Annotated in this window: 10 protein-coding genes; all 10 read right to left on the bottom strand. The window is 64.9% G+C overall.

The genetic code is table 11. From position 1 onward, the window contains the following. Positions 1 to 33: 33 nt before the first annotated feature. On the bottom strand, positions 34 to 585 hold the full coding sequence (gene infC, locus GV001_RS11825) for a translation initiation factor IF-3 (RefSeq protein WP_178091857.1): 552 nt from the start codon (positions 583 to 585) through the stop codon (positions 34 to 36). Beyond that, complete coding sequence (thrS, locus tag GV001_RS11820; protein WP_160080014.1) at positions 585 to 2,507, bottom strand: threonine--tRNA ligase; 1,923 nt, start codon at positions 2,505 to 2,507, stop codon at positions 585 to 587. The genes infC and thrS overlap by 1 nt, the downstream gene beginning before the upstream one ends. A gap of 481 nt (positions 2,508 to 2,988) precedes the next feature. Beyond that, positions 2,989 to 3,777, bottom strand: a complete 789-nt coding sequence (pcaD, locus tag GV001_RS11815; protein ID WP_160080012.1) for a 3-oxoadipate enol-lactonase — start codon at positions 3,775 to 3,777, stop codon at positions 2,989 to 2,991. Between the two features lie 13 nt (positions 3,778 to 3,790). Continuing rightward, positions 3,791 to 4,996, bottom strand: a complete 1,206-nt coding sequence (pcaF, locus tag GV001_RS11810; protein ID WP_160080010.1) for a 3-oxoadipyl-CoA thiolase — start codon at positions 4,994 to 4,996, stop codon at positions 3,791 to 3,793. Continuing rightward, positions 4,993 to 5,775, bottom strand: a complete 783-nt coding sequence (locus GV001_RS11805; RefSeq protein ID WP_160080008.1) for a CoA-transferase subunit beta — start codon at positions 5,773 to 5,775, stop codon at positions 4,993 to 4,995. The genes pcaF and GV001_RS11805 overlap by 4 nt, the downstream gene beginning before the upstream one ends. Beyond that, positions 5,775 to 6,623: a CoA transferase subunit A gene (locus GV001_RS11800; RefSeq protein WP_160080006.1), complete on the bottom strand. Its 849-nt coding sequence runs from the start codon at positions 6,621 to 6,623 to the stop codon at positions 5,775 to 5,777. Before GV001_RS11800 ends, GV001_RS11805 begins: the two co-directional genes overlap by 1 nt. 294 nt (positions 6,624 to 6,917) lie before the next feature. After that, positions 6,918 to 7,760 carry an IclR family transcriptional regulator gene (locus GV001_RS11795; RefSeq protein ID WP_160080004.1) on the bottom strand — a complete coding sequence of 281 codons (843 nt, stop codon included), beginning with the start codon at positions 7,758 to 7,760 and terminating at the stop codon, positions 6,918 to 6,920. Between the two features lie 151 nt (positions 7,761 to 7,911). Next, positions 7,912 to 9,561 carry a fatty acid--CoA ligase gene (locus GV001_RS11790; protein WP_160080002.1) on the bottom strand — a complete coding sequence of 550 codons (1,650 nt, stop codon included), beginning with the start codon at positions 9,559 to 9,561 and terminating at the stop codon, positions 7,912 to 7,914. 113 nt (positions 9,562 to 9,674) lie between these two features. Then, positions 9,675 to 11,453, bottom strand: a complete 1,779-nt coding sequence (locus GV001_RS11785) for an acyl-CoA dehydrogenase C-terminal domain-containing protein (protein ID WP_160080000.1) — start codon at positions 11,451 to 11,453, stop codon at positions 9,675 to 9,677. Between the two features lie 103 nt (positions 11,454 to 11,556). Next, entirely contained in the window at positions 11,557 to 12,741 is a 1,185-nt protein-coding gene (locus GV001_RS11780; protein WP_160079998.1) for an acetyl-CoA C-acyltransferase family protein, read from the bottom strand. Positions 12,742 to 12,973 lie beyond the last annotated feature (232 nt).

Raw genomic sequence — 12,973 nt, 5'->3', positions numbered from 1 at the left:
AACATAACCGCAAGGCCTGCCGTGCCCTGGTGGTTACTTCTTCTTTTTGGGGGCGATGACCATGATCAGTTGGCGTCCTTCCATCTTTGGATGCTGCTCAACGGCGCCGTATTCAAGCAGGTCATTTTCAACCCGCTTCAACAGCTCCATGCCCAGCTCCTGGTGGGCCATCTCTCGGCCGCGGAATCGAAGCGATACCTTGGCCTTATCCCCATCACTAAGGAAACGTACCAGGTTGCGTAGTTTTACCTGGTAATCCCCTTCCTCCGTCCCTGGACGAAACTTGATTTCTTTAACCTGAATCTGCTTCTGGTTTTTCTTCGCCGCGGCAATCTGCTTCTTCTTCTCGAAGATCGACTTGCCGTAGTCCATCACTCGGCAAACCGGCGGAACCGCGTCGGCAGAAATTTCAACCAGATCGAGCTTGGCCTCGTCGGCCACTCGCAACGCTTCATCAATCGAGACGATGCCAATCTGCTCGCCATCAGCACCAATTAACCGAACCTCGCGGGCCGAGATATTCTCGTTGATCGGTGCTTTAGGTGCAGCTCGTTTATCTTGTCTCATTTCACGCTTAATAATGATTACTCCGAATCTTGGCGACCACGCCGGGAAACCGCTTGCTTGAGCTGATCGGCGAACTGCTCGAGGGGCATGGAGCCCAGATCGACGCCTTCGCGGGTGCGCACAGCAACGGATCGTGTCTCAACCTCCCGGTCTCCAATAACCAGGAGATAGGGAACCTTGAGCAAAGTATGCTCGCGGATTTTAAAGCCGATCTTCTCGTTTCTCAAGTCGGACTTGGCACGAAATCCGCTTTGATTGAGCGTTTTTTCGACTTCGAGGGCAAAATCGGCCTGCTTGTCGGTGATATTCATCACCACTGCCTGGGCCGGCGCCAACCAGGCCGGGAAGGCACCGGCATAATGCTCGATCAGCATGCCGACGAAGCGCTCGAAGGAGCCGAGGATCGCGCGATGCAGCATCACCGGACGCTTGCGGTTGTTATCTTCGGCGATATAGCTGGCATCCAGGCGCTCCGGCAGGTTCGGATCGTACTGCAGGGTACCGCACTGCCAGTTACGACCGAGGCAATCCTTGAGGGTGAACTCGATCTTCGGACCATAGAAAGCCCCCTCACCCGGCTGGTATTCCCACGCCAGGCCGGATTCGTTCAGCGCATCGGCCAACGCAGTTTCGGCGCGATCCCACAGCTCGTCGGAACCTACGCGCTTGGCCGGGCGAGTCGACAGCTTCATGGCGATATCGGAGAAGCCGAAGTCGGCATAGACCTGCAGGGTCAGTTTGATGAAGTCGGCTGCCTCCTTCTTCACCTGATCTTCGGTGCAGAAGATGTGCGCGTCGTCCTGGGTGAAGCCACGTACGCGCATGATGCCGTGCAGCGCGCCGGACGGCTCGTTGCGGTGGCAGGCACCGAACTCGGCCAGGCGCAGCGGCAGGTCGCGGTAGGACTTCAGGCCCTGGTTGAAGATTTGCACGTGGCACGGGCAGTTCATCGGTTTAACCGCGTAATCGCGGTTTTCCGAGTTGGTGGTGAACATGTTCTCGGCGTAGTTGGACCAGTGGCCCGAACGCTCCCAGAGAATGCGATCGACTACCTGCGGCGTGCGCACCTCGACGTAGCCGTGTTCGCGCTGCACCTGGCGCATGTACTGCTCCAGCACCTGGTACAGGGTCCAGCCGTTCGGGTGCCAGAACACCATGCCCGGCGCCTCTTCCTGCAGGTGGAACAGGTCCAGCTGCTTGCCGATGCGGCGGTGGTCGCGTTTCTCGGCTTCCTCGATGCGCTGGATGTAGGCCGCCAGCTGCTTCTTGTCCGCCCAGGCCGTGCCATACACACGCTGCAGCTGCTCGTTCTTCGAGTCGCCGCGCCAGTAGGCGCCGGAAATCTTGGTCAGTTTGAAGGACTTGAGGAAGCGCGTGTTCGGCACGTGCGGGCCGCGGCACATGTCGACGTATTCTTCGTGGAAGTACAGGCCCATGGCCTGCTCATCCGGCATGTCGTCGATCAGGCGCAGCTTGTATTCCTCGCCACGGGCCTGGAACAGCTCGATGACTTCGGCGCGCGGGGTCATCTTCTTGATGACGTCGTAGTCCTTGTCGATCAGCTCGGCCATGCGCTTCTCGATCGCCGCCATGTCTTCCGGCGTGAAAGGCCGACCGATGGCGATGTCGTAATAGAAGCCTTCTTCAATGACCGGCCCGATGACCATCTTGGCCTCCGGGTACAACTGCTTGACCGCGTGGCCGACCAGGTGCGCACAGGAGTGGCGGATGATCTCCAGCCCCTCTTCGTCTTTGGGCGTGATGATTTGCAGGGTTGCATCGCTGTCGATCACATCACAGGCATCCACCTGCTTGCCATTGACCTTGCCGGCCAGGGTGGCCTTGGCCAGGCCTGCACCGATGGACTGAGCGACCTCAAGCACGGACACGGGATGATCGAATGAACGCTGACTGCCGTCGGGAAGAGTAATGATGGGCATGGCGCCTCCTCTCCTAGTGGTGACCCCTACCAAAGGTCACGTGGGTTGGGATGAGCCAGGAAGCGATCCGGCGGTATACCTGCCTAACAGTGGCAGGAGCCTTGCGGGCCAACCTGAACCGAACCAGAGTCACTGGAAGTAAGAACGCGGATGCTTTCAGAAAGCCGGAGCTCTGACAAGCAAGCAATTCAGCCGCCGCGCGCGCTCAGGAGCGCACAAGATGCATCTAAGCCACTGATAAACAAGGACAAACCATAAGCCTCACCGATCAAGGCGGGCGAAGTCTAGCATGAATAATCAGTTACTTAGCGCTGTACTTCGGCAAGAACCGCACTCCCTGGCGGGTCCCGCAGGCAATCGAGGAGACAAAGGCTGCGAGGCTGACGCAGCAGACCGCAACAGGCCTGAACAACATGATCCGGCTGCGGAACCGCCGCACCAGACGCACCCTGCGGATGCGGCATGGTGCGTCGCAAGAGCCTCAGGCGCGCAGGAAATCCAGCACGCGACGGCCGAACCGCTCACCGGCCTCGACATTGGACAGGTGCGCGGCGTGAAACTCGACCAGCTCGGCGCCGCGAATGCACTCCTGCAGGAAACGACCATGCTCCGGGGTGGTCACCGCATCGGCCGTGCCGCAGACGATCAGGGTCGGCGCCGTGATCGCGGCGACCTGCTCGCGGAAATCGCCATCGCGCACTGCCGCGCAGTTGGCGGCATAGCCCTGGGGCGAGGTGGCGGCCAGCATGCCGACCACCGGCTCCACCCGCGCCGGCTCGGCCGCAGCGAACTCCGGAGTGAACCAGCGGGCGATGGAGGCATCACGCAGCGCCTGCATGGCCGCCTGGCCATCACGCAGCACGGTGTCGATGCGCGGGTTCCATACTTCCGGACTGCCGATCTTCGCCGCGGTGTTGCACAGCACCAGGCGCTGGATGCGCTGCGGTGCGTTGATCGCCAGCCACTGGCCGATCAGCCCGCCCATGGACAGACCACAGAAGCTGAACGCCTGGATATTCAGGGCATCGGTCAGGGCCAGCACATCGCGGCCCAGCTGTTCGATGCTGTAGGGGCCGTTCGTGACCAGCGAGCCGCCATGGCCGCGAGTGTCGTAGCGCAGCACGCGCAAGTGTTGGCTCCACAGCGGGATCTGCGCATCCCACATATGCAGGTCGGTGCCCAGGGAGTTGGACAGCACCAGCACCGGCGCATCCGCCGGGCCATCCAGGCGGTAGTTCAGGTCGCCGTCGGCGAGAGCAATCACAGGCACAGCGGTTTCCTCTTCAAACACGTTGAATGGCCAGGGCCAGGCCCTGGCCGACGCCGACGCACATGGTCGCCAGGCCCAGACGGCCGCCGGACTTCTCCAGCTGATGCAAGGCAGTCTGCACCAGGCGCGCGCCGCTGGCACCCAGCGGGTGACCGAGGGCGATGGCGCCGCCATTCGGATTGACCCGGGCATCATCGTCGGCCAGGCCCAGTTCGCGGGTGACGGCCAGGCCCTGGGCGGCGAAGGCTTCGTTGAGTTCGATCACGTCGAAGTCATGGATGCCGATCTTCAAGCGCTCGAGCAGCTTGCGCACCGCCGGCACCGGGCCGATGCCCATCACCCGCGGCGCCACGCCGGCGCTGGCCATGCCCAGCACCTTGGCGCGGGCGGTCAGGCCATATTTCTGTACCGCCTCGCGCGAGGCCAGGATCAGCGCCACGGCGCCGTCGTTGACGCCCGAGGCATTGCCGGCGGTGACAGTCTTGCCCTCGCCATTGATCGGCTTGAGCCTGGCCAGCGCCTCGGCGGTGGTGTCCGGACGCAAATGTTCGTCCGCCTCGATCAGCGTATCGCCCTTCTTGCCCTTGATCCGCACCGGGACGATTTCCTCGGCGAAGAAGCCCTCGGCCTGGGCGCGCCCGGCACGCTGCTGGCTGCGCAGGGCGAAGGCGTCCTGGTCGGCGCGCGACACCGCGTAATCATCGGCCACGTTGTCGGCGGTCTGCGGCATGGCGTCCACGCCGTACTGTTCTTTCATCAGCGGGTTGATGAAGCGCCAGCCGATGGTGGTGTCTTCAATTTTTTGCCCACGAGCGAAGGCACTATCGGCCTTGCCCATTACATAGGGCGCGCGGGACATCGACTCGACGCCACCGGCCAGGGCCAGTTCCATTTCGCCACTGGCGATGGCGCGGAAGGCGGTGCCCACCGCATCCATGCCCGAGGCGCACAGGCGATTGAGGGTCACCCCCGGGATAGTCTCCGGCAGACCGGCCAGCAACAGGGCCATGCGCGCCACGTTGCGGTTGTCCTCGCCGGCCTGGTTGGCGCAGCCCATGAAGACTTCGTCGATGGCCGCCGGGTCGAGCTGCGGATTACGCTCGAGCAGAGCCCTGAGCGGAATGGCTGCCAGGTCGTCGGCGCGCACCGCTGCCAGGCCACCGCCGAAGCGGCCGATCGGCGTGCGGATGGCGTCGCAGATGAATACGTCGCGGCTCATTCCTCACCCCCGGCCTGGCCGTGGGCCGCGGCGGTGCGAGCTTCCAGGGCGCGCAGGGCTTCCAGTTCATGAGCCTCGGGCGCCGCAGTTTCGGCCACCTGCTCGGCGAAACGGATCGGCCAGCCGGTGGCGGCGATGATCTGCTCGCGGCTCACGCCCGGATGGATCGAGGTGACCACGAACTCCTTGCTGCCGGCCTCCGGCTCCATGATGCACAGGTCGGTGATGATCGCCACCGGGCCGGCGCCGGGCAGGCCCAGCTGCTGGCGATGCTCGCCGCCCTCGCCGTGGCCGACCGAGGTGATAAAGGCCAGCTTGTCGACGAAGGTGCGGTGACCCTGCTTGAGGATGATGAACACCTTCTTCGCCGAACCGGCGATCTCCGGCGCGCCGCCGGCACCCGGCAGGCGCACTTTCGGCTTGTGGTAGTCGCCGATCACGGTGGTGTTGATGTTGCCGAACCTGTCGACCTGGGCCGCACCGAGGAAGCCGACGTCGATGCGCCCGCCCTGCAGCCAGTAGCGGAAGATCTCGCCGGTGGGCACCACAGTGTCGGCGGTCTCGGCCAGTTCGCCGTCGCCGATGGACAGCGGCAGCACGCTGGGCTTGGCGCCGATCGGGCCGGATTCGTAGATCAGGGTCACGTCCGGGGCGTGGGTCAGGCGCGCCAGGTTGGCGGCCTTGGACGGCAGGCCGATACCGACGAAGGTCACATCGCTGTTGCCGAGGCGGCGCGAGGCGGCCACGGTCATCATTTCATTGGTGCTGTAGGCGCTCATTAGTTGGCCTCCTGAAGCTTGGCCTGATAGGCGGCGAAATCGGCGGTGCCGCGGATGTAGGTGTCGATCCAGGCGGTGAAGGTTTCGCGGTCGCGGGCGATCGGGTCCCAGGCCTGGTAGAAACGGTTGTCGCGCTCGTAGTAGCCGTGGGCGTAGGACGGATGGGCGCCGCCCGGCACCAGGCACACGGCAGTCAGCGCCCAGCCCGGCAGCACGCAGGCGTTCATCGGCGCCTGCAAGTCGTCGACGATTTCCTCGACTGTGACGATGCAGCGCTTGGCGGCCAGGGCCGCTTCCTTCTGCACGCCGAGGATGCCCTGGATCAGCACGTTGCCCTTGCGGTCGGCCTTCTGCGCGTGGATCACGGTGACGTCCGGGCGCACGCTGGGCACGGCGGCCAGCACTTCGCCGGTGAACGGGCAGGTGACGCTCTTGATCAGCGGGTTGACCTTGGGCAGGTCGGAGCCGGCGTAGGCGCGCAGCACCGCGAACGGCAGGCCGGAGGCGCCGGCCACGTAGGAGTTGGCCAGGTCGGCGTGGCTGTGTTCCTCGATCTCCAGGGCCTGCGGCCAGCCCTTCTCCACCGCGTCGCGCAGACGGTGCAGCGAGCCCACGCCGGGGTTGCCGCCCCAGGAGAAGATCAGCTTCTTGGCGCAACCGGCACCGATCAGCAGGTCGTAGACCAGGTCCGGAGTCATGCGGATCAGGGTCAGGTCCTTGCGCCCCTGGCGGATGATTTCATGGGCCGCGGCGGTCGGGATCAGGTGGGTGAAGCCTTCGAGGGCGATGCTGTCGCCGTCGTGGACGAAGCGCTGGATGGCTTCGCGCAGGGAGAGGATTTCAGCCATGGGGGTTCTCGTCTGGTTTTCCGTGGCGCACGGTAGTCGCCGGTGAACAGACGTTAGCGCCAGCCTTCTGGCCAAACAATCCGATAATCGACTATAGGTGCGATTATCGAACACAGTCTTGAGCGACATTCCTCAGAAACGACAGCGCCCCGGCACTGGCCGGGGCGTTACCCAGCTAGCTCTCAGCACTGTTGGGCGACAGGTTGGACGCCGAGGGTGCGCCGTGTGCACCGGAATGCTCGCATGGGGTCGCGGTGCGCACGGCGCACCCCACGGGAAATTGCCGGCAGACTCTCAGTGAAACAGGCGCGTACTCAGCTCGCGGCTGGCCTCCAGCAGCACCGGCAGGTAGCGCGACTCCAGCTCCTGGCGCGATACGCGGCTGACATGGGTGCCGACGTTGAGGGCGGCCAGCACCTGGCCGGCGGAATCCTTCAGCGGCACGGCGACCGAGCGCAGGCCGATCTCCAGCTCCTGGTCGATGATCACCCAGCCCTGCCGGCGGATCTCCTCGATATTGGCGCGCAGGCCTTCGACCGTATGGATGGTGCGGCTGGTCTTCACCTGTAGATCGGCGTGTTCCAGGTAATCGTCCAGAGCCTGGTCATCCAGACCGGCGAGGAGGATGCGGCCCATGGACGTGCAGTAGGCCGGCAGCCGGCTGCCGACGCTGAGGTCGACCGAAATCAGGCGCTGCGGGGTGGCCGAACGGGCGATGTAGAGAATCTCGTCACCCTCCAGGGTGGCCATGGAGCAGGCCTCGTGCAGCTGCTCGCTGAGGCGGTCGAGGATCGGCTGGGCGGTGACCGCCAGTGGCGTCGACGACAGGTAGGCATGGCCGAGGGTGAGCACCTTGGGCAGCAGCGAATAGGTACGCCCGTCGGTGGTGGCATAGCCCAGCTTCATCAGGGTATGCAGGCAACGGCGCACGGCGGCGCGGGGAATCTCGGTGCGGTGGCTGATCTGGGCAATGGTCAGGTGGCGCTTGCGCTCCTGGAAGGCGTGGATCACCGCCAGGCCACGGGCCAGCGAGGTCATGAAGTTGGGGTCGCCGGTCAGCGCCTCGATGCGCTTGGCCGGCGAGGCGACTATGGGCGGTGCCAGGGTCGGCAGCGGCAGACGGGATTCTTCGCTCATGGGTGTCGTCCTGTGCGTGGGGCGCGGAGTTTGCGCGATTATCGAACCATGGTTCGATAATCGCAATCGGTCGCCTCAGGCCGTACGCCCAGCGCCACCCTGCCCGCCCTGCTCCGTCCCTGGGGCCAGGCTCCCTACAGCACCCCGATATTCAGCGGCCCGCCAGCTCGTTCTCCCGGATGAGCTTCTTGTTGATCTTGCCGACGCTGGTCTTGGGGATGTCGGCGACGAACTTGATCTGCTTGGGGATCGCCCACTTGTTGATCTGCCCGCTGTCGACGAACTGCAGCAGGTGCTGCTCCAGCGCTGCCTGGTCGAGCGCGGCGCCGGGAGCGCAGACCACCATCGCCATGGGTCGCTCGCCCCACTGGTCATCGGGAATTCCGACCACAGCGACCGATGTGACCGCCGGGTGCTCGCTGATCATGCTCTCCAGATCCAGGGAGCTGATCCACTCGCCACCGGTCTTGATCACGTCCTTGATCCGGTCCTTGATTTCCAGGCCGCCGCGCTCATCGATGGAGCCGATGTCGCCGGTATGCAGCCAGCCGCCTTCCCACAGCTCGGCGCCCTTTTCCGGCTCGTGCAGGTAGCCCTGGGTCAGCCACGGCGCGCGCACCACGATCTCGCCCACTGCCTCGCCGTCGTGCGGCACGTCCTGGCCATTGGCATCGATGATCCGCATGTCAACCATGGCGACCGGCACCCCGGCCTTGATCCGCAGGGGCAGTTGCGCATCCATCGGCTGCGCCAGTTCGGCGGCGCGCAGGTAGGTGGTGCACAGCAGCGGGCAGGTTTCCGACATGCCGTAGCCGGCGTGTACCAGCATGCCGCGATTGGCGGCCTGGCTGGCGATGCCGAGGGCCAGGGCGCTGCCGCCGATGAGGATCTTCCAGCCGCTGAAGTCGGTCTGCGCCGCTTCCGGGCAGCTGAGGAGCATCTGCAGGATGGTCGGCACGCAATGGGAGAAGCTGACCTTTTCCTCACGGAACAGGCGAACCAGGGTGTTGGGCTCGTAACGGCCCGGATAGACCTGCTTGATGCCCATCAGGGTGGCCACGTAGGGCACCCCCCAGGCATGCACGTGGAACATCGGCGTGATGGGCATGTACACGTCATCGGAGCGCAGCAGCGGCAGGCCGCGATAGGCGCCCAGGGTGCCGACGGCATTGAGGGTATGCAGCACCAGTTGACGGTGGCTGAAGTACACCCCTTTCGGGTTGCCGGTGGTGCCGGTGGTGTAGAAGGTGGTGGCCACCGAATTCTCGTCGAAATCGGGGAAGTCATACTGCTTCGAGGCGTCGGCCAGCAGGGCCTCGTACTCGCCCCACACCGGCAGGCTGGTGGCCTTGGCGCAGTCGTCGGTGAGCTGGACATAGCCCTTGACGGTGGTCAGCTCGTCCTGGATCTGCTCCAGTAGCGGCAGGAAGTCGTCATGTACCAGGACCAGATCGTCCTCGGCATGGTTCATGGTGTAAAGCACCTGCTCCGGCGACATGCGGATGTTCACCGTGTGCAGCACGGCGCCGATCATCGGCACGGCGAAGAAGCATTCCAGGTAGCGGTGGCTGTCCCAGTCCAGCACGGCCACCGTATCGCCGGCCTTGACCCCGGCCGCGGTCAGGGCGTTGGCCAGCTGGCGGATGCGCTCGTTGAGGGTGCGATAGTTGTAACGCAGCTTGTCGGCGTAGACGATCTCCTGCTCGGCTTCGTAGCGCTGCCCCGAGAGCAGCAGGCTCTTGATCAGCAAGGGGTAGCTGTAGGCGCCTTGTGCGCAGGGCATTATTTTTGTTTTGAGCATGGTGCAGCTCCCAAGGGGTTGCATTGAATTGCATCTAGGGTTCGATCGGCGCGGGGGCACCGATCTGCAATGACCGTGCCCCGGCGGCGCTTGCCGGCCAGGGCGCGGAGCGATCAGAACTGCGCGGCGTCGAGCAGGTACAGCGATTCGCTGCCGGCCTTGACCGCAGCGATCAGCGAGTGGATACGCGGCAGCAGGCGGGCGAAGTAGAAGCGCGCGGTGCCCAGTTTGCTGGCGTAGAACTCGTCGTCACCCTCCTTGCCCAGGGCGGCGCGCGCCATCAACGCCCACATGTAGGCGTAGGCGGTGTAGCCGAACACCTGCAGGTACTCGACGGAGGCGGCGCCCACTTCGTTGGGATTGGCCTTGGCCTGCTCGATGACCCACAGGGTCAGGGCGTCGAGGTTCTCCACGGCGGCCTTGAGCGGGCCGGTGAACTCGGCCAGCGAGGCATCGGCGCTGCCGATAAAGGCTTTCACTTCATCGCTGAAGTGCTGGTAGAAGCTGCCGCCATTGCCGACCACCTTGCGCGCCATCAGGTCGAGCGACTGGATGCCGTTGGTACCTTCGTAGATCTGGGTGATGCGGCAGTCGCGGATCAGCTGCTCCTGGCCCCACTCCCGCACGTAACCGTGGCCGCCAAAGACCTGCTGGCCGTGGATGGTGGTTTCCAGGCCCATGTCGGTAAGGAAAGCCTTGGCCACCGGAGTCAGCAGGGCCACCAGCTCTTCGGCGCGCTTGCGGGTGTCCGGATCGATGCTGTACTTGGCGGTGTCCAGCTGCATGGCGACGTAGCTGGAGAAGGTACGACCGCCTTCGTTCAGCGCCTTCATGGTCAGCAGCATGCGGCGCACGTCCGGATGCACGATGATCGGGTCGGCAGCCTTGTCCTTGGCCTGCGGGCCGCTCGGTGCGCGGCTCTGGATGCGGTCACGGGCGTACTCGACGGCGCTCTGGTAGGAACGCTCGCCCAGGGCCAGACCCTGGATGCCGACACCCAGGCGCTCGTAGTTCATCATGGTGAACATGGCGTTGAGACCCTTGTTCGGCGCATCGACTATCCAGCCGGTGGCGCCGTCGAAGTTCATCACGCAGGTAGCGGAGGCCTTGATGCCCATCTTGTGCTCGATGGAGCCGCAGTTCACTGCATTGCGCTCGCCCAGGGAGCCGTCGGCACCCACCATCACCTTGGGCACCAGGAACAGCGAGATGCCTTTCGGCCCGGCCGGGGCGTCCGGCAGCTTGGCCAGCACCAGGTGGACGATGTTCTCGGAGAGATCCTGCTCGCCGCCGGTGATGAAGATCTTGGTGCCGGTGATTTTGTAGCTGCCGTCGGCCTGGGGCTCGGCGCGGGTTCTGATGATGCCCAGGTCGGTGCCCGCATGCGGCTCGGTCAGGCACATGGAACCGGCCCAGCGGCCTTCGTACATCGGCGGCAGGTACTGCTGCTTCAGCTCCTCGCTGGCGTGGTTGAGGATCGACAGGCAGGCGCCGGCGGTCAGCATCGGGTACAGGCCGAACGACAGGTTGGCCGAGTTGACCATCTCCTCGACCTGGGCGCCGATCACCTTGGGCATGCCCATGCCGCCGAACTCCGGCGCGCCGACCACTCCGACCCAGCCGCCTTCGGCATAGGTGCGCCAGGCCTCGGGGAAGCCGGCCGGGGTTGTCACCACGCCGCCTTCCCAGGAGCAGCCTTCCTCGTCGCCGCTGCGGTTCAGCGGGGCGATCACCCCGGCACTGACCTTGCCGGCTTCTTCGAGGATGGCGGCGGCGGTGTCTTCATCCACCACCTCGGCCAGGCCCGGCAACTGGGCCCAGAGTTTGGACACCTCGAAGACTTCATTGAGCACGAAGCGCATGTCGCGCAGGGGAGCTTTGTAGTCAGCCATGCTGGAATTACCCACAACAGAGTGCCGGGGCGACGAATCGCCCCCGGCCATATAAGGAAGGCGCTGGCGCAGCGCCTGTAAGAGTCAAGGCCGCGAGTGCGGGTCAGACGCGCTCGAAAATGGCGGCAATGCCCTGGCCGCCGCCGATGCACATGGTCACCAGGGCATAGCGGCCCTGGATGCGCTGCAGCTCGTGAATGGCCTTGGTAACGATTATCGCCCCGGTCGCACCGACCGGATGACCGAGGGAAATGCCCGAACCGTTGGGGTTGAGCTTGGCCGGGTCGAAGTCCAGCTCGCGGGCCACGGCACAGGCCTGGGCGGCAAAGGCTTCGTTGGACTCGATCACATCCAGATCGGCCACCGAGAGGCCGGCGCGCTGCAGCGCCAGGCGGGTGGCCGGGATCGGCCCCAGCCCCATCAGGTGCGGCTCGACGCCGGCATGGGCATAGCTGACCAGGCGGGCCAGCGGACGCAGGTTGTCGCTCTTGACCGCCGCGCCGCTGGCCATCAGCACGGCCGCCGCGCCGTCGTTGAGACCCGAGGCGTTGCCGGCGGTGACCGTGCCGCCCTGCTTGAAGGCGGTCTTCATCGCCGCCAGCTGCTCCAGGGACACATCGCCGCGCACATGCTCATCGACCTCGAACAGCTGCACGCCCTTGCGGGTCTTCAGCTCGACCGGGACGATCTGCCCGGCGAAGCGCCCTTCGGCAATCGCCCGGGCCGCGCGGCGCTGGCTCTCCAGGGCCAGCTCATCCTGCGCCTCGCGGCTGATGCCCTGCTGCTCGGCCACATTCTCGGCGGTGATGCCCATGTGGATGCGCTGGAAGGGGTCGTGCAGGATACCGAGCATGTAGTCCTGGGCCTGCATGTCGCCAAGGCGGCCACCCCAGCGCGCGCCGGGCAGCAGGTAGGCACCGCGGCTCATGGATTCGGCACCGCCGGCAATCGCCACCTCGGTTTCGCCGAGCAGCAGGCCCTGCGCCGCCGAGATGATGGCCTGCAGGCCGGAACCGCACAGGCGGTTGACGTTGAATGCCGGGGTTTCCTTTGGAATGCCGGCGTCCATCGCCGCCACCCGCGACAGGTAGGCGTCACGGGCCTCGGTCGGAATGACGTTGCCCAGCACCACATGGCCCACCCGCTCGGCCGCACAACCGCTGCGCTGCAGGGCCGCGCTCACCGCCGTGGTGGCCAGTTGCGCCAGCGGCGTGTCCTTGAGCGCACCACCGAAGGAGCCAATTGCAGTTCGTGCGGCGCTGACGATAAACACTTCCGGGGTAGACATGGGGGAGCTCCGTTTAGATTCAGTTGCAGCGCCCGGTCCGGTGAGATTCCCGCAACCGATTGCGCAAAACGGCCTCAATCTAGGGGCATCCCGCTCCAACGTCTTTTCATTTAATGACAAACATCAGCCATTTCATGACACGCAGGCTTCGACCACAGGCTTTAGGCGCCTACAGCTCCATAAATCACCACAACGCCCGCCCCGAGAGCGCGCGGGCAGCGACAAATTGTCG

It is taken from the genome of Pseudomonas sp. 8AS (genome assembly GCF_902506505.1).
GTDB lineage: Bacteria > Pseudomonadota > Gammaproteobacteria > Pseudomonadales > Pseudomonadaceae > Aquipseudomonas.
This window is presented reverse-complemented; position numbering and strand designations above follow the sequence as displayed.